Genomic DNA, 16,338 nt, shown 5'->3' with positions numbered 1-16,338 from the left:
ACTGTATGTAGTGACCGAATTACCTCACCCTCGAGCGTTGCTTGATGGAGTATTGGTCAATGGCATTACCCAGTGATGAAACACCGAACAACTACTCTATAAGCACTTGAGGAATTGGCTTAGCGTTGCTTTCTTTAATTCGTATTCAATCCACAGCAAATTCTGTGTCTGCTTTTGGCCGATAGCGGCCGTCTGCTTTCGACCCAAAGCGGACGGCCGCAGTAGCCAATCTATTCCTCGCGCGAGTTAAGCACTTGCGCTGAATGACTCGTCGTAAGAGACAACTCCGCGAGGCACCCCTCCTTTGAAGGAGATAACTTGGAAATATTCTTGTGGAACATCCGGCAGGACAAGACCCGGCTCTGAACGAAAGCTAAAGCGGCCGTAATAGCTTGGCTCGCCGAGAACAACGCAGCCGGAGGCCGTTCTTTCGCGCAACGCGCGTAAGGCTTCTCGCATAAGGAGCGAGCCTACACCTTGTCCTTGATATTCCGGCGATACTGAAATGGGGCCGAGACCATACCAGTCTGAAGCGCCATCCGAAATCGATACAGGTGACACAGCCACGTGACCGACAACATCCCCGCCGACTTCTGCCACTAACGATATCGTCAATTTGCCGGCATTGCGCAACGCTTTGACGATGAACTGTTCTGTATGAGCGGTATGAGGCGCGTTCAAAAACGCAGCAGTTGTAACTGCATCTATGGCGTCTACATCAGCAGAAATTTCATTCCTAATTTTCAGATTCATTAATCTCCACCTAATTGTAATTATTGGTTTAGTCGCCTGTATTTTATCTAATGTCCGCTTTTGGCCGATAGCGGCCGTCTGCTTTCGACCCAAAGCTGACATTAAATGGAGCGGGTACTTTTAAAAAGTCTCTACTCTTGAAATGTATAGTGACAGTTACTGAGCAGGAAAATGGACGGCTTGCCTACTAGTTTGAAAAGTCAGCCACGCAGCAAGTATCAGCACAAGCGCACTGAAGATAATCGTGGCTTGATAACCAATTGAATCGAACATCACCCCACCCATAGTGGAACCAATGGCGATTGACAGTTGAACGACCGCCACCATCAACCCACCACCGGCTTCAGCACTTTCTGGCATCGACTTGGCCATCCAGCTCCACCAACCTACCGGTGCTGCAGTCGCAATCAATCCCCAAAATCCCAGCAAGGCGGCAGTAGCAGGCTCAATATCACCGACCGCTATCAATGCCACAGCTATGACTGCCATCATGATGGGGATGAAAATGAGCGTACGATAGAAGCCCATTTTGAGGAACCTACCGATAATCATCGTTCCGACCAAGCCTCCCAATCCCATCAGAAGAAAAATCAGTGACAGACTTGAGACATTCACCTTCGTGACTGTTTCCAAAAATGGTCGCAGGTAGGTGAACAAGGTAAATTGCCCCATAAAAAACAAGCCCACTGCCAACATGCCTGTCACCACAAATCGGTTTTTGAGCAGTGAAAGAACATTGCCAGAGTCATGCTGTCGTCGTTGGGCTGCCATTGAAGGTAGTCCAAAGTATTGCCACACAAAAGCGATGACGGCGACCGGTATCAAGCAAAAGAAAGCACCACGCCAGCCAATGACGGCGCCGAGATAGCTGCCCAAGGGTGCTGCGATTACGGTAGCGAATGCATTGCCACCATTAAAGATAGCGAGCGCACGTGGCACTTTCGAAGCAGGCACGAGCCGCATAGCCGTTGCCGCAGATAGCGACCAGAATCCGCCCACAACGACGCCAATCAACGCGCGCCCCACCATGTAGATGGTGTAGTTCGGTGCCAGTGCTATGACCAATCCCGAGAGCGCCATCAATCCGGTTAATGCCAGCAACAGTGTTTTACGATTGAGACTGCCTGCGATTCTTGATATGAACAAGCTGGTCAAAACAGCGAATGCACCTGAGATGGCAATACCTTGTCCAGCCAATCCCTCGCTGACATGGAGGTCTGCCGCCATGGGAGTAAGCAAGCTCACCGGCATGAATTCAGAGGCAATCAGCGCAAATACACACAAGGTCATTGCAAACACTCCGCCCCAGTAGGTCGGCGCCGTCGTCGGAGTTGCCATGAGCTCGTCCAGCGTATTTACGTTTTTAATCTCTGAATTCATTATTGATGAGTAGTCAGTGGTCGATACGAACTATGCGCACTTTGTATGGAGCTTTTCTCTCCAGCGCAGAAAGCCCGGATTCAATTGTTCCAAGCTTGACAAGGCCGCGCGCATAAGCAGCCTCACCTAGAAAAATTGCTAAATTTCCCCACGGGGCGTAATAGTTGATATCTCCCCTTTTCGGCTTCATGCCAGCGGGGGCGTCTGTCGTATCCAGCTTGCGTGGCAGATAGAAAATACGTTCGATGTCGGCATAGTTTTCGAGCGTAATTTCCATTGGAAGCATGGACGCGAAGTCACGGGCTGCTACAGAATTCTCTAAAGTAGCAGTCGCTACTTCTCCATTTATTTCGATACGTATCATCATCGTTCGACTCCCGACGTTTGGTTGTGCTGACGCCGCATACGCTGGCGACTGCACGAGTATGAACAGAATGACTCCTAAGATTGCTAAGTTAAGCGCCAACAATCTGGATAAAGAGCGGGTAAGCGTTTTCATGCCTCCATTGTTGCCGCTTCTAACAACATTGACTAGCTAATGAATTGCAATTACCGTTATAAGTAATACTTATCAATTACTCGGATTACACTGCAGATATGGCAAAGCGAAACCTCAACGATTTGATGGCATTTATCACCGTGGCACGTGAAGGCAGCTTCACTCGCGCTGCTGCGCAATTGGGTGTATCGCAGTCTGCTCTCAGTCAATCAGTCAGTGGCCTGGAAGCATCATTGAATATTCGCCTTTTAACGCGAACTACGCGCAGCGTTTCCCCCACTGCTGCGGGCGACAAGCTCTTGAAATCAATCGGACACAACTTCGATGAAATTGAGGCACAGCTTAATGAACTCACTGAGATGCAAGGAAAGCCCGCTGGCACGGTACGCATCACTTGCGGCGACAATGTGATTGAAACCACGTTGTTACCAAGACTGACACCGCTGCTACTTGCCTATCCCGATATCAATGTCGAATTCAATGTGAATTATGGATTTTGCGACATCGTTGCAGAGCGCTTCGATGCTGGGGTTCGCTTAGGCGACACCATCGACAAAGATATGATTGCCGTTCCTATCGGCCGCCCAATGCGCATGGCTGCAGTCGCTACCCCTGATTACATCAATAAACACGGCACCCCTGCACATCCTCGCGACCTGACAGACCACATGTGTATCAATATGCGCTTCCCGACACATGGTGGATTGTACGTTTGGGAATTTGAGAAGGATGGCCAGAAATTGAACGTACGGGTGGACGGTCAGTTGACCTGCAACAGTTCACCGCACATCGTGCGAGCCGCATTGGCTGGATTGGGTATCGCTTTTTTGCCCGATGTTGAGTTCGCGCCGCATCTCGACGAAGGAAAGTTGCAACGTGTGCTAGATGACTGGTGCGTACCTTTCGATGGATATTACCTTTATTACCCTAGCCGAAAGCAACCGTCTCCAGCTTTTTCACTAGTGCTAGATGCTCTACGTCTTAGATGAGGGAGCGGTGTCGCTATCTGTATATTTGGGGCAATCATCTAACATTACCAATGTCCGCTTTTGGCCGAAAGCAGCCGTCTAATTAAACGGCGCCCCTTAGGACTGTGGGTCGAACCCGAAAACGCGCAGTTCTTGGGCGCACCGACAGGCCTTGGCAATACGCGCCGCCCACGCGATAGCCTCGTCGCGCGAAGGCAGTTCCAACACGGCAAAGCCGCCATCGAGCGTGGGCGCCCAAGGATATCCGCCCATTGCAACAGTTCCGTCAGCAGAGACGAGCACGGGCGGTACGTCTTCGTCGATTCCGCCGCCGAAGACGTAAACACCGGCGGCTTTCGCCTCATCCATCACAGCGTGCGAGTCGCGGCCTACCGCTCCCCATTCGCTATCGGGTACAACCATTGCCGCGCTTGGAAAAGAGATAAGGTATTTGGCCATGCTCCTACTCCTAGGAATTGAAAGTGGCTTGCCTGCTTGTTTTTCAGCGATTGCACAGAATATTCAGCTAGATAAAAATACCGTGAACCCTCGCAGTCCTCATGACAGAACGTCTAACCAGCTATTGTGAAGCGTTGTGTCAAGGATATAAGCGCACCGACCGATGCGTCAATCAGCGCCGCAATGAGTATCGTTAAAGGTTAAAACCCTCTCTGTGTCGCGTATGCGAACGTCTACTTTTGGCCGATAGCGGCCGTCTGCTTTCAACCCAAAGCGGACACCAGCGAAATGCAGATTTACGCATAGGGCCTTGAATTAGCGACGCTTGGCTTCGTTCTTTCGACCGTAAGATGCTGTCTTGAAACTCGTTCAGCAAATGACCTTCCCCGACCTCGTCACCATTCTGGCAGGCGACATACGCACCATTCAGAATATTGTGAATATTCGCATTAATGTTGCCACCGATTCGCAAAGCAAAGTTGCCACCTGAGGGTAAGCACCCGACAAACCCATCTTGAGCCGTGCGTGGTCTTTCCGATAGTGTCCACCACCGTTCGGCGGGCACTTACAGGACGGCGCCACCTGTTCGTCACGAGCGCACTGAAGCAGTACCGTTTGACATTTATTCTTCGCCAAAAACTTGGGAACAGGTGCGCCAGACTTCATTTCCAATCCCGTATCACATTCACAGGGGCGGCTACGGAGGCTTGAGTCAACAAGAATTTCATTCCGCGACTGATTGGAGACCTAAACAGCCGACGCAATTCTTGCTTGCCTGCAGCCCAACGCTTTCCAGGTTTGGAGGAGCTAGCGGCGAGTCTGAGATTGGGCCTGGCCTCAAATTCGCGAGGCAGAAGGTCTAATAAGGCAGTAAGGACATTATGTCCAATGTTGATCGCTGTTTGCTTAACCTACAATAAACCAACTTCAATTGAGATGTCATGCAGCGTTTTGAGGTAGTGTTCCTCACGATCGATAGTGTCAAGTAATAGCCTGGAAATACTCAAAATGATGGATTGGACCCCTATAGTCTTCGTTACGTTCAAGGTTCTCGTGCTCGGCACAGGCATGTTCTTCGCCATCAAGTGGCATTACGATCAAGGGAAGAAGGAGAAGGAGAAGCGCGCGGTGCTACGCGCGGGCGGCAAGGTGGCCGTAGTTTTCGTGCTATCGCTCCTGGGCTTGGCGCTCGTCACCTTCGTCCTTGCCAGCAAGCTCGGTTTGGACTTGACCTTCCCATGATGGCAAAGAATAGTCGGCCGATATCTAGTGATGCGACAGCAATTCCCCGATGCGGCTATTGGCAAACGGTACGGAAATTAGTTTCCGCTACGATGCGGAAGGTCGTTCGGATTATCTGAACCACACCGCATCGATTCGGCGAAGTGGGCGTTCTGATTAATTCGACGTGAAATGAAAAAGGCGACCTCATGGTCGCTTTTTTTTTTGCACCTCCGAGAGGCTGTTTCTGGCCGGAAACGGCCACTCGCCACTCGCCACTGGAACACTAAACATCAAATTTCATGTGTTAATAACTACGCTATTGATATGTTATGCGCGCGCACTGTGATGATGTAGTGACGAGATGGGTACTGCAGCCTATTGCGTTATCCATCATTCGATATGACACCCGGACATTCTAGCTATCGATTGTGAATGTCCGGGCTGAGCAGGTTTAGGATTTACTTCGCCGATTTGACGGTGGTCAAACCCAGCATTTCCCAATCCTGCATGCCACCCCGATACCACTTGATTTTGTCTGCGGGATAACCGATTTTAAGCAAGCCTCTGATATTGGTCGGAGACTGGCCGCACCATGCGCCATTGCAAAACATGACAAGTGTTTTCGCATGATCGAACATGTAAAAACCCTCAACGTTCTTGACACCTAAATGTGTTTCCAGCAGATCTTGTACCGTGAAGGGATTGGAGCTGCCGATATTGAGCTGAGTCCACGGAATGTTAATCGAACCTGGAATGGTGCCCTTGGCAACCCAATCGGGTGTGCGTGAATCAATCACCAGAATATTCTTGTCACCATCGCTTACCTTCTTCAGATAACGCAATACCTCCAGTTCGGCAATCGTTTCGACACCGGGCGCCAGCGCACTCGGCTGGATACAGTAAGGCGGGCAGTGACGTGAGGTAATGGCAAAGTCCGGCTTGATGGTATTGCCCTTGTTTTGATTACGCATGATCACGATTTTTTGATCGCCATGCATCACCTCCACTTGAGGCAAGTCAGCAGTAATGTTGACATCCAGGGCCTGCGCCGCCATAGGCATGACAAGCACCGCAAACAGGGAGGAAGTCGTCAAGAGTGTACGCAGTTTCATGTATGCCTCCCAAATAAAAACAAGATCAAGGCAATCGATGCAAATCTGAAATGCTGATGGCGTTTCAGTACATAGAACGAAGTTGACTACGGGCAAAACATCTCAAGCATACCCTTGAACCGCTCGGGGAAAAAGCAAAGGTCGCAAAAGACCATGGTTCCCGGGGCGACGTGCTAACAAACGAGACTTCCTCAGAAGCCTGCTGTTTAGGGAACTGCTTTGAATCAAGAGCCGGGCATCATCACTGATGACAATTGCTGTGGATATCGCCGTGGCGCATGGAAGCTCGCCGGTTCCAACCACGTCCTGCGCCATGACGTTCGTCTGGCAACTTATCTGTCTGCGGCAGCGTTTGTGAAAAGCACCGATGTATTACACGGCATCGGCGTGGTGACGGATAATAGCGGCCACATCATTTTGAGCACCATTTTTGGAATTCCCCATGGAAATTAAGGTTAACTTTCTCGATAAGCTGCGTCTTGAAGCCAAGTTCGATGACTTCACGGTAATCGCCGACCAGCCTATCCGCTATAAGGGCGATGGCTCGGCGCCCGGCCCCTTTGATTACTTTCTGGCCTCATCGGCCTTGTGTGCGGCTTACTTTGTGAAGTTGTATTGCGACACGCGCAATATTCCTACCGAAAATATCCGTCTGTCGCAGAATAATATTGTTGATCCGGAAAACCGTTACCAGCAGATTTTCAAGATTCAGGTTGAGTTGCCGTCGGATATCCTGGACGTAGACCGCAGAGGGATTTTGCGCTCCATCGAGCGTTGTACGGTGAAAAAAGTGGTGCAGGCCGGGCCCGAGTTTGTCATTGAAGAAGTAGAGAGTCTGGATGCCGATGCGCAGGCTTTGCTGACCTTGGGTCAAAGTTCGAGCTCGGCTTCTGACGTCAGCACCTATATTGTCGGCAAGGATCTGCCCCTGGAGCAAACCATCGCCAATATGTCGGGCGTGTTGGCGAACCTCGGCATCAAGATTGAAATCGCTTCGTGGCGCAATATCATCCCCAATGTGTGGTCCTTGCATATCCGCGATGCGCATTCGCCGATGTGTTTTACCAATGGCAAGGGATCGACCAAAGAAAGCGCATTGGCGTCAGCCTTGGGCGAGTATATCGAACGATTGAGTAACAATCATTTTTATGCCGGGTCGTTCTGGGGCGAAGACATCGCCGACGCCGCGTTTGTCCATTACCCGAACGAGCGCTGGTTCAAGCCTGGCCGTAAAGATGCGCTGCCGACTGAAATTCTGGATGCGTATTGCCTGCAAATTTACAATGCCGATGGCGAGTTGCGTGGCTCGCATCTGATCGACACCAACTCCGGCAATGCGCAGCGCGGTATCTGTTCGCTGCCCTATGTGCGGCAGTCGGATGGCGAGGTGGTGTATTTCCCGTCCAACCTGGTCGAAAACCTGTACGTCAGCAATGGCATGAGTGCCGGTAATACGCTGGTCGAAGCGCAGGTGCAATGCCTGTCCGAAATTTTCGAACGGGCGGTAAAACGCGAAATTCTGGAAGGTGAAATCGCATTGCCTGATGTGCCGCAGGAAGTGCTGGCGAAATACCCTGGCATTCTGGCCGGCATTCAGGGTCTGGAAGAACAGGGCTTTCCGGTGCTGGTGAAGGATGCGTCGCTGGGAGGCGTGTACCCGGTGATGTGCGTCACTTTGATGAATCCGCGTACAGGCGGCGTGTTTGCTTCTTTCGGTGCGCACCCAAGCCTGGAGGTGGCGCTGGAACGCAGTCTGACGGAATTGCTGCAGGGGCGCAGTTTTGAAGGCCTGAACGATTTACCTCGGCCTACCTTTGCAAGTGAAGCCGTGACTGAGCCCAATAACTTTGTCGAACACTTCATCGATTCCAGTGGCATCGTGTCGTGGCGCTTTTTCAGTGCCAAAGCCGATGTCGATTTTGTCGAATGGGACTTTTCTGGTCAGGGTGAAAACTCCAATGCCGAGGAGGCCGCAACCTTGTTCGGCATACTCGAAGACATGGGGAAAGAGGCGTACACGGCGGTATATGACCAGCTAGGCGCCGTTGCCTGCCGGATTTTGGTGCCCGGTTATTCCGAGATTTATCCGATAGAAGATTTGATCTGGGATAACACCAATAAAGCGCTGTTATTCCGCGCCGATATTTTGAACTTGCATCGCCTGGATGATGCCAGCCTGGAAGCACTGCTTGAGCGTTTGAATAACAGTGAGCTCGATGAATATTCTGACATCGCCACATTGATCGGTATCAAATTTGACGAGAATACGGATTGGGGGCAACTGACAGTTCTCGAGTTGAAACTGCTGATTCATCTCGCCTTGCAGCAATTTGAGGAAGCGCATGAGCTGGTGGGTGCCTTCCTGCAGTACAACGACAACACGGTCGAGCGCGGATTGTTTTATCAGGCCATGAATGTGGTGCTGGAGGTTCTGCTCGATGATGATCTGGAACTGGACGATTACATGGTCAATTTCCGCCGGATGTTTGGCAATGCGCGAATGGATGCGGTGCTGGGCTCAGTGGATGGCAGCGTGCGCTTCTTCGGCTTGACGCCAACGAGCATGAAACTGGAGGGGCTCGACCGGCACCACCGCCTGATCGACAGCTACAAAAAATTGCATAAGGCGCGGGGCAAGGTGACAGCTACAGCCAGTTAGGATGTCGAGTCATGGCTGGATGCGCTGATGCCGTTCATCCCGGCACGATCAATACCAGAGCGCCCATCTGTGCCAGCCTGCATCAGTGTTGATGCAGGATTACGCTTTAATGTTTCCATCTCGATAGCTGCTGCAAGTCGCTGATAAGCTATGCCTATGAGCGGATGCTATCCCTGTGCATCAACGTTTCTTGTGCATCGGAGAAACGCATCCACCGTTTGAATCTGCAACCCAAAGCGGACATCGCTGATGATAGAAAACGGATAAGGATAGTTTTCAACTCAGCTTTTCCCGGACCTTGTGCGCAACGTCTTTAAGCCACGGACGTTGCTCATGCCATTTTTCGGCAAAGCTGATGATCTCAGTCTTGTAAAGCAGAGACGCACCGAGCATGTCGAGCCCGTTCAAGATCATTTTGTGATGACGCTCGCTCAGATGAAATGAGGCGGATACGCGACCGTTGCTGACTTCCAGTTTTTCGATATCTATCGTCAGGTGCACCGGGTCCGTAGCTGCACCATTCATCAGTTGCTCAATTGCTTCGTCCGGAAGCATGACCAGCAGAAGTCCGTTGTTCATCGCGTTGGAGTAAAAGATTTCACCAAAGCTCGACGCAATGACAGCTTGAATACCGAACTGCTGCATCCCCCACACCGCGTGTTCGCGACTGGAGCCACAACCAAAGTTGGCACCTCCGACCAGAATCGCAGCGTTCTTGTATGCAGGCAAATTCAAAATGAAATCCGGACGCGGCTTGCCATCCGGATAAAAACGCAGATCGTACAGCAAGCCTGCGGCCAGGCCTTGCTTGTCTATCCCGCGCAAAAACTGCTTGGGCATAATCTGATCAGTATCGAGGTTGGCCTGCGCCAAAGGTGCCGCGATGCCTGCTATCAAAGTGGTTTTGGTTTTCATCGGGTTTCCAGTTTGCGCACATCGGTAATCGTGCCGGTGACGGCGGCGGCGGCGGCCATCGCAGGACTCATCAGGTGCGTAATTGAGCCGCGACCCTGGCGGCCTTCGAAGTTGCGATTGGTGGTTGATGCGCAACGTGTGCCGGGTGCAAGTACGTCGTCATTCATGGCCAGGCACATAGAACAACCTGGCTTGCGCCATTCAAATCCGGCGGCAATCAGCTTTGCGGCAATGCCTTCTTCTTCCGCCTGAATGCGTACTGCTCCCGAACCAGGCACGACCATCGCACGCACACCGGCCGCAACCTTGCGATCGCCTATCGTTGCAATCACGGCGCGCAAATCTTCAATCCGGCCGTTCGTGCATGAGCCGATAAACACATGCTTGACCGACAAGCCTTCCAGGGACATGCCGACCTGCAAACCGGTATAACGCAAGGCGCGTTCGGTGCTTTCTTTTTCAACGTCATTCTCTTGATCGCACTCAGGGATATGCCCGCTAATCGGAATCGCCTGATCAGGGCTTGTACCCCACGTCACGAATGGCGCGACATCTTCGGCGGCAAAGACATGTTCGACTTCAAATACAGCATCGTCATCGCTGCGCAACGCCTGCCAATCGGCCAGTGCCGCTACACGCCAGGCAGGGTTGCTCGCAATGTCAGGACATCGTTGCATGACATAGTCCACCGCGGTCTGGTCAGGCGCAATCAAGCCGCCACGTGCGCCTGCTTCGACGGACATATTGCATAAGGTAAAGCGTGCTTCGACACTCAGCGCATCAATCGCGGAGCCGCTGAACTCGACCACGAAACCGCGCGCACCTTGCGCACCGATACGACTGATGATCATCAGCACCAGATCCTTGGCAGTCGTTCCGTTCGGCAGCTTGCCATCGACACGAATGCGCATGTTCTTTGCGAGCCGATAAACCAGGGTCTGGGTTCCCAGCACGTGTTCGACTTCCGTCGTGCCGATACCAAAGCCCAGCGCACCCAATGCACCATAGGTGGTGGTATGACTATCACCGCAGATGACAACCATGCCGGGGCGAATCATGCCGTGCTCAGGCGCGATCACGTGTTCGATGCCCTGCAAGGCGTCGTTAGTATCGAACAATGGAATGTGGTGCAGGTCGCAATTGCGTTTCAGGTTGCTGGCCTGCAGCGCCGAATCCGTATCCCTGATGATCCGCAATGGATCAGGTGTCGTCGGAATAATATGGCTCACCGTGGCGACGTCCTGCCCCGGCATCAGGGCGCGCAAGCCGCGTTCGTCGAGCCCGGCAAACGCTTGCGGGCTGGTGTACTCGTTGAGTAAATGCAGATCGGCAAACAGCAGGACGTTGTCGCTGTCGAGCTGCGCTACCGTGTGACTGTCCACCAGTTTTTGGTAAAGCGTGCGTGTCATATTGAATCGACCTTTTAGATTATTCCGCAGTGATTATTCGGCGGTAATGCGCAGCGGTGATACGCGGCAGTGATCCGGCATTGCTTGACGCGGATGTGCTCATGATGCCGCCTGCAGGAAAGGCAACACCTGTGCCAGCAATGCATCCGGTGCCTCTTCGGGGATGTAATGACCGCAAGGTAGCGCCTGCCCGCGTACGTCGCTCGCCACACGATGCCATTCAGCCAGCGTGTCAAAGCAGCGCTGCGCAACACCTTCGGCACCCCACAACGCCAACAGCGGCTGGCTCATCTTGTGTCCTGCGTCACGGTCTGCTTGTTCGTGCACTAAATCGATGCCGGCGGCTGCGCGGTAGTCTTCACACAGGCCATGCGCGGCACCAGGCAATGCCATCGCACGCATGTATTCAGCCAGCGCGCGCGGATCGAACGGTGCCAGACCGGCATGACGGCGCCCCATCACATCGCGAATGTAGGCGGCCGGATCGGCTTCAATCAAGCGCTCGGGCAAAGGTGCTGCCTGAATCAGGAAGAACCAGTGCCAGTAGGCGCGCGCAAAAGCTTGACTGGTCTGCTCGTACATCGCCAATGTGGGCGCGATGTCCAGCGTCACCAGTCGCGATACAGCAGCCGGGTGGTCAACTGCCAATCGATGCGCCACGCGCGCACCGCGGTCATGCGCCAACACTGCAAATCTTTCGTGTCCTAACGCTTGCATTACGCGGAGCATGTCCAGGGCCATCGTGCGTTTGCTGTAGTTGCCGTGATCGATGTCGCCCTGCGGTTTGGATGAATCGCCGTAACCGCGCAAATCAGCCAATACCAGCGTGAAGTTGGCAGCCAAAGTGGGCGCTACGCGATGCCAGATTGCGTGCGTTTGCGGATGACCGTGCAGTAATAGCAAAGGCGGACCCTCACCAAATACCCGCGCATGTATTTGCACGCCGGCGTCAGTGTCGATTAGCAGGCTGTCGCTCTTGGGAAACAACTCTTTGCCCGGATTGTGAGGATGCGAAGTGATAGTCATGAGTGCTTCTCTTTGTTCCAAGAGCGAGGTATATGCAAGGCGCCCATTTGAGTTTGTGCATCATTGATTACAGCAACTGTAAAGATGAGATATCTCAAATCGGTGCCTTTAGTTTATTCGCTGCAGATTATTCCGCAGTGATACCGCGTTCCTTGACGAGCTTGGACCAAAGTGCCAGCTCTTTTGTCAGCTTCGCCCGCGCTTCAATTGGCGTAGACGTCTCTGGATCGAAACCTTCCTTGATCATTTTTTCTTTCAAGACCGGCCCATTGAGCGCTTTCACCAAACTCGCATTCAATTTGTCGATAAGCGGCTTTGGTGTAGCGGCCGGTGCAAAGACGATGAACCACGTTTCAAAGCTGTAACCCGGCACACCTGATTCAGCCAGCGTAGGCACATCCGGCATCAAGGGCGAGCGTTTGGAACCGGTAACGCCGAGCGCATTCAGCTTGCCCACTTTGACATGTGGTGCCGCCGCAGACAGAACCGGAAAACACATATCTACCTGGCCGGAAATAGTATCGATCATTGCCGGCCCGCCACCTTTGTATGGGACGTGGGTGACATCAACACCTGCGACAGATTTGAATAATTCTGCCGACATGTGGAAGGTACTGCCGCTACCAGCAGAACCATAATTGAACTTGCCTGGATTTGCTTTCGCCAGCGCCAGAAGATCTTTTGTGTTTTTCGCAGGAAAATTCGAGTTGACTACCAGTACATGCTGGGAAGTTGCCACGGTACTGATTTGCGCCAGATCTTTCAGCGTGTCGTAAGGCATCTTGGGAAAGATCGAAGGATTAATTGCAAGTGATACGGTCTGCAAACCAATCGTGTAGCCGTCCGGCTCAGACTTGGCCACCGCATCGACACCGATATTGCCTCCTGCACCTGCTTTGTTTTCGATATATATGCTGCCGCCGAGCGCTTTGGCCCATTCGTCTGAAATGCGTCGCGCCACGATATCTGCGCTACCACCGGGCGCATAAGGGACGACCATTCGTATTGGGCGAGATGGATAGTTTTCTGCAACTGCAAATGTGGCTACGCCAAAACTCAAGGGAATTAAAAATACTGTGGCTATGAAAGAGGAACGCTTCATATCAGTCTCCGATTTATTTTTTGTAAGAGCGCCCATCTTATTCGTAATTAACAGCTCTATAATTTACTTAAAATTAATTCATTCAGTCGTTTTAGGAACCAATGGACGGTATCTCGGATTTGGCATTTTTCGCATTGCTGGTTAAGCGGGGCAGCCTGGCCGCTGCTGCGCAAGAGCTTGGCGTGACGCCCCCTTCAGTAAGCAAACGGCTGGCCGGCATAGAAGCCCGCTTGCGCGTCCGCCTGCTCAATCGCACCACTCGACGCATCAGCCTGACACCTGAAGGAGAAATATATCTCGCAGATGGGGCACGCCTGGTGGCTGAACTCGAAGCGCTGGAACAGCGTATCTCGGGAGGTAACGTTACCGCCAAAGGCTTATTGAAAATCAGCGCCACATTTGGCTTCGGTCGCAGACACATCACGCCTCAACTGTCAGCCTTTGCGCGACTGTATCCAGAGGTCGATGTGCAGTTGCATTTAACGGATCGCCCCGTCAATCTGGTGGAACAGGGTTTTGATGCCGACATCCGTTTCGGCCAGCTTCCCGATGCACGGCTCACTGCGCGCAAAATTGCCGACAACCGTCGCCTGGTTTGTGCATCACCCGCTTATCTGAAAAATCACGGTATTCCGCTGACACCACGCGACCTGCAAAAACATAATTGCATACTGTTGCGTGAAAGCGATGAGATATACGGCAGTTGGCACTTCAGCTCGGGCGCCAAACAAGAAACAGTTAAGGTACGCGGTTCCTTAAGCGCCAATGACGGTGAATGCGCGACTGCCTGGGCACTAGACGGGCAAGGAATTGTGGTGCGTTCGGAATGGGACGTTGCGCCCTATCTCAGATCGGGTCGACTTAGAGCAGTACTTGAAGACTGGCAGCTTCCGCAGGCTGACATTTATATTGTGTTCCCGACTAAAAATCACCTGTCCGCAAAGACGCGTGCGTTGGTCGATTTCATGCTGCAAGCGTTTGAAAGCCATCGGACAGACCGAGGCAAAACTATCTGGTAGTGACGAAAACCATTCCTATCAACAACCGTTACGAGAGATGGCAGCACTTCTCCTGCCTACTTTTCAATGCTGATATCATATCGAAGGCGTTTGATTTCCAAAACGTGCATGTTTGCGGGAGTTATACGTTTTTAGTACTTCCATAATTTTTTCTGCTTTGTCCCCTTGATGCGTTGCACCTTGGCCGTATCCACGGACCTCAGGTGAACTTGCTCATGGCTCCCTCCTATCAATTGGAGCCTCTTAGCTTAGCGCCTCCTCGAAACCCGAGGTGATCAGACTGACAACACCCCTGCCCAGCAGGGCGATCGCAGATTCCCGATACACATTCGTGATGCATAGCCACGCCAACTTTTCAACCATTTTTCTAGGACATATCATGCGTCAAGAACGCGACTTCCTCGGCATCAAAGCCATCCCTCCCCCAGCCTATTGGGGCGTACATACGGCCCGCGCGGTGGAGAATTTCCCCATCACCGGCCAAACCGTTGCGCAAATGCCGGAGCTCATTCGTGCTTTTGCATTCGTTAAAAAAGCTGCCGCTCATGCCAACCTGCAAATGGGCGTACTCAACACCAGCCAGGCGGACGCGATCTCAAAAGCATGTGACGATCTGATCGCCGGACAACTGCACGACCAATTCGTCGTCGATGTCATACAAGGCGGTGCAGGCACATCAACCAATATGAATGCCAACGAGGTAATCGCCAATCGTGCGCTTGAGCACCTCGGTTTGGACAAAGGCCGCTACGACGTCATTCACCCGAACGATCACGTCAACGCATCCCAGAGCACCAACGACGCCTACCCAACAGCACTGAAGATTGCGATCTGGTTCGACCTTCATCAACTGCTGCAGGCCCTCGCAAATCTGCGTGGCGCCTTTGAAGCCAAGGCCACCGAATTCGTTTCCATTTTGAAGATCGGACGTACCCAGTTACAAGACGCCGTACCGATGACGCTGGGTCAGGAGTTTGCCGCATTTGCGAGCATGATTGCCGACGACGAGAAGCGCCTGCGGGAAACCGCCATCCTGATGACTGAAGTGAACCTGGGCGGCACCGCCATCGGCACCGGCATCAACGCGCCGGTGGGTTATGTCGATGTCGTCATTCCAAAGCTCGCCGAACTGTCAGGCGTCCCTGTCACCAAGGCACGCGACATGATTGCTGCGACCTCGGATACCAGCGGCTTCGTCGATGTCTCGGGCATACTCAAGCGCATCGCCACCAAACTTTCCAAGATCAGCAACGACTTGCGTCTGCTCTCCTCCGGCCCCCAGGCCGGTATCGGCGACATCCAGCTGCCGGCGCGACAGGCAGGGTCGTCGATCATGCCGGGCAAGGTCAATCCCGTGATCCCCGAGGTGATGAACCAGGTGGCCTTTGAAGTCATTGGTAACGACGTTGCCATCACCATGGCATCAGAAGGCGGACAACTGCAACTCAACGCCTTTGAACCCTTGATCGGCTGGGCACTGCACAAGAGTGTGATACACCTTGCCAAGGCATGCCACACGCTTCAAGTGAACTGTGTAGAGGGCATCAAGAGCAATCAGGATTTACTGGCGAAGCGTATTGCAGAATCCGTTACCCTGGTCACGGCACTGAATCCGCTGATTGGTTATGAAAAGGCTGCGGCGATTGCGAAAGCCGCCATCGCGAGCGGTAAGCCGATTGCCGTGGTGGCAGAAGAGCTGGGTATTATGAGTCAGGCTGACATGCAAAAACTCTTGCGGCCTGAAAACCTGACCCAGGCAGGTGCCTTGGAAAACCTGATCCAGACAGAAGCCTTGATTTCAGGCTAAGTCTGG

17 protein-coding genes are annotated in these 16,338 nt (G+C 52.6%); 7 read left to right on the top strand and 10 right to left on the bottom strand.

Annotated elements, in window-relative coordinates; translation table 11 throughout:
- Positions 1–246 precede the first annotated feature (246 nt).
- From ACIQW9_RS00775 to ACIQW9_RS00765, 3 genes are all read right to left on the bottom strand, one after another.
- Positions 247–753: a GNAT family N-acetyltransferase gene (locus tag ACIQW9_RS00775; protein ID WP_402331680.1), complete on the bottom strand. Its 507-nt coding sequence runs from the start codon at positions 751–753 to the stop codon at positions 247–249.
- 156 nt (positions 754–909) lie between these two features.
- Positions 910–2,043, bottom strand: coding sequence for an MFS transporter (locus ACIQW9_RS00770; protein ID WP_402337798.1), 1,134 nt, complete (start codon positions 2,041–2,043; stop codon positions 910–912).
- A 103-nt stretch (positions 2,044–2,146) separates the two neighbouring features.
- The gene (locus tag ACIQW9_RS00765; protein ID WP_402331678.1) at positions 2,147–2,500 is read right to left on the bottom strand and encodes a cyclophilin-like fold protein; all 354 of its coding nucleotides are present in this window, start codon (positions 2,498–2,500) and stop codon (positions 2,147–2,149) included.
- Positions 2,501–2,730: 230 nt separating this feature from the next.
- Here ACIQW9_RS00765 and ACIQW9_RS00760 point away from each other — a divergent pair, with 230 nt between their 5' ends.
- Positions 2,731–3,621, top strand: coding sequence for a LysR family transcriptional regulator (locus tag ACIQW9_RS00760; protein WP_402331675.1), 891 nt, complete (start codon positions 2,731–2,733; stop codon positions 3,619–3,621).
- 96 nt (positions 3,622–3,717) lie between these two features.
- Here ACIQW9_RS00760 and ACIQW9_RS00755 read toward each other — a convergent pair whose 3' ends face one another.
- Entirely contained in the window at positions 3,718–4,059 is a 342-nt protein-coding gene (locus tag ACIQW9_RS00755; protein WP_402331672.1) for a YciI family protein, read from the bottom strand.
- Positions 4,060–4,417: 358 nt separating this feature from the next.
- Here ACIQW9_RS00755 and ACIQW9_RS00750 point away from each other — a divergent pair, with 358 nt between their 5' ends.
- Positions 4,418–4,549 (top strand): hypothetical protein, encoded by a 132-nt coding sequence (locus ACIQW9_RS00750; protein ID WP_402331669.1) that lies wholly within the window; start codon positions 4,418–4,420, stop codon positions 4,547–4,549.
- A gap of 518 nt (positions 4,550–5,067) precedes the next feature.
- Complete coding sequence (locus ACIQW9_RS00745; protein ID WP_402331667.1) at positions 5,068–5,301, top strand: hypothetical protein; 234 nt, start codon at positions 5,068–5,070, stop codon at positions 5,299–5,301.
- A gap of 440 nt (positions 5,302–5,741) precedes the next feature.
- On the opposite strand, the gene ACIQW9_RS00740 is transcribed toward ACIQW9_RS00745, so the two are convergent.
- Positions 5,742–6,395 carry a rhodanese-like domain-containing protein gene (locus ACIQW9_RS00740; protein ID WP_402331665.1) on the bottom strand — a complete coding sequence of 218 codons (654 nt, stop codon included), beginning with the start codon at positions 6,393–6,395 and terminating at the stop codon, positions 5,742–5,744.
- 219 nt (positions 6,396–6,614) lie between these two features.
- On the opposite strand from ACIQW9_RS00740, the gene ACIQW9_RS00735 reads away from it, so the two are divergent.
- Both ACIQW9_RS00735 and ACIQW9_RS00730 read left to right on the top strand, forming a co-directional pair.
- Positions 6,615–6,848: a hypothetical protein gene (locus tag ACIQW9_RS00735; RefSeq protein ID WP_402331662.1), complete on the top strand. Its 234-nt coding sequence runs from the start codon at positions 6,615–6,617 to the stop codon at positions 6,846–6,848.
- Complete coding sequence (locus tag ACIQW9_RS00730) at positions 6,838–9,054, top strand: OsmC domain/YcaO domain-containing protein (protein WP_402331660.1); 2,217 nt, start codon at positions 6,838–6,840, stop codon at positions 9,052–9,054. Before ACIQW9_RS00735 ends, ACIQW9_RS00730 begins: the two co-directional genes overlap by 11 nt.
- On the opposite strand, the gene ACIQW9_RS00725 is transcribed toward ACIQW9_RS00730, so the two are convergent.
- The 5 genes from ACIQW9_RS00725 to ACIQW9_RS00705 form a co-directional block, all read right to left on the bottom strand.
- Positions 9,051–9,173, bottom strand: coding sequence for a hypothetical protein (locus tag ACIQW9_RS00725; protein ID WP_402331658.1), 123 nt, complete (start codon positions 9,171–9,173; stop codon positions 9,051–9,053). The genes ACIQW9_RS00730 and ACIQW9_RS00725 overlap by 4 nt on opposite strands.
- Before the next feature lie 157 nt (positions 9,174–9,330).
- A complete protein-coding gene (gene leuD, locus ACIQW9_RS00720; RefSeq protein WP_402331655.1) occupies positions 9,331–9,969 on the bottom strand; it encodes a 3-isopropylmalate dehydratase small subunit in 639 nt (212 codons plus the stop codon).
- Entirely contained in the window at positions 9,966–11,378 is a 1,413-nt protein-coding gene (leuC, locus tag ACIQW9_RS00715; RefSeq protein ID WP_402331652.1) for a 3-isopropylmalate dehydratase large subunit, read from the bottom strand. The genes leuD and leuC overlap by 4 nt, the downstream gene beginning before the upstream one ends.
- 99 nt (positions 11,379–11,477) lie before the next feature.
- A complete protein-coding gene (locus ACIQW9_RS00710) occupies positions 11,478–12,404 on the bottom strand; it encodes an alpha/beta fold hydrolase (RefSeq protein ID WP_402331649.1) in 927 nt (308 codons plus the stop codon).
- Positions 12,405–12,531: 127 nt separating this feature from the next.
- Positions 12,532–13,506 carry a tripartite tricarboxylate transporter substrate binding protein gene (locus tag ACIQW9_RS00705; RefSeq protein ID WP_402331646.1) on the bottom strand — a complete coding sequence of 325 codons (975 nt, stop codon included), beginning with the start codon at positions 13,504–13,506 and terminating at the stop codon, positions 12,532–12,534.
- 101 nt (positions 13,507–13,607) lie between these two features.
- On the opposite strand from ACIQW9_RS00705, the gene ACIQW9_RS00700 reads away from it, so the two are divergent.
- Both ACIQW9_RS00700 and ACIQW9_RS00695 read left to right on the top strand, forming a co-directional pair.
- On the top strand, positions 13,608–14,525 hold the full coding sequence (locus tag ACIQW9_RS00700; RefSeq protein WP_402331643.1) for a LysR family transcriptional regulator: 918 nt from the start codon (positions 13,608–13,610) through the stop codon (positions 14,523–14,525).
- A gap of 379 nt (positions 14,526–14,904) precedes the next feature.
- Complete coding sequence (locus ACIQW9_RS00695) at positions 14,905–16,332, top strand: aspartate ammonia-lyase (protein ID WP_402331640.1); 1,428 nt, start codon at positions 14,905–14,907, stop codon at positions 16,330–16,332.
- The last annotated feature ends 6 nt before the right edge of the window (positions 16,333–16,338 follow it).

Origin of the sequence: Herminiimonas sp. NPDC097707 (assembly GCF_044761395.1) — a bacterium.
Lineage (GTDB): Bacteria > Pseudomonadota > Gammaproteobacteria > Burkholderiales > Burkholderiaceae_D > Oxalicibacterium.
Note: the sequence above shows the minus strand (reverse complement) of the source record. Positions and strands in the feature narration are given on the sequence as shown.

Excerpts from the sequence above, each read along its gene's own strand:
- ACIQW9_RS00775 (WP_402331680.1), bottom strand. The coding sequence starts at position 753 with ATGAATCTGAAAATTAGGAATGAAATTTCTGCTGATGTAGACGCCATA.
- ACIQW9_RS00770 (WP_402337798.1), bottom strand. The coding sequence starts at position 2,043 with ATGACCTTGTGTGTATTTGCGCTGATTGCCTCTGAATTCATGCCGGTG.
- ACIQW9_RS00765 (WP_402331678.1), bottom strand. The coding sequence starts at position 2,500 with ATGATGATACGTATCGAAATAAATGGAGAAGTAGCGACTGCTACTTTA.
- ACIQW9_RS00760 (WP_402331675.1), top strand. The coding sequence starts at position 2,731 with ATGGCAAAGCGAAACCTCAACGATTTGATGGCATTTATCACCGTGGCA.
- ACIQW9_RS00755 (WP_402331672.1), bottom strand. The coding sequence starts at position 4,059 with ATGGCCAAATACCTTATCTCTTTTCCAAGCGCGGCAATGGTTGTACCC.
- ACIQW9_RS00745 (WP_402331667.1), top strand. The coding sequence starts at position 5,068 with ATGATGGATTGGACCCCTATAGTCTTCGTTACGTTCAAGGTTCTCGTG.
- ACIQW9_RS00740 (WP_402331665.1), bottom strand. The coding sequence starts at position 6,395 with ATGAAACTGCGTACACTCTTGACGACTTCCTCCCTGTTTGCGGTGCTT.
- ACIQW9_RS00730 (WP_402331660.1), top strand. The coding sequence starts at position 6,838 with ATGGAAATTAAGGTTAACTTTCTCGATAAGCTGCGTCTTGAAGCCAAG.
- ACIQW9_RS00725 (WP_402331658.1), bottom strand. The coding sequence starts at position 9,173 with ATGGAAACATTAAAGCGTAATCCTGCATCAACACTGATGCAGGCTGGC.
- leuD (WP_402331655.1), bottom strand. The coding sequence starts at position 9,969 with ATGAAAACCAAAACCACTTTGATAGCAGGCATCGCGGCACCTTTGGCG.
- leuC (WP_402331652.1), bottom strand. The coding sequence starts at position 11,378 with ATGACACGCACGCTTTACCAAAAACTGGTGGACAGTCACACGGTAGCG.
- ACIQW9_RS00710 (WP_402331649.1), bottom strand. The coding sequence starts at position 12,404 with ATGACTATCACTTCGCATCCTCACAATCCGGGCAAAGAGTTGTTTCCC.
- ACIQW9_RS00705 (WP_402331646.1), bottom strand. The coding sequence starts at position 13,506 with ATGAAGCGTTCCTCTTTCATAGCCACAGTATTTTTAATTCCCTTGAGT.
- ACIQW9_RS00700 (WP_402331643.1), top strand. The coding sequence starts at position 13,608 with ATGGACGGTATCTCGGATTTGGCATTTTTCGCATTGCTGGTTAAGCGG.
- ACIQW9_RS00695 (WP_402331640.1), top strand. The coding sequence starts at position 14,905 with ATGCGTCAAGAACGCGACTTCCTCGGCATCAAAGCCATCCCTCCCCCA.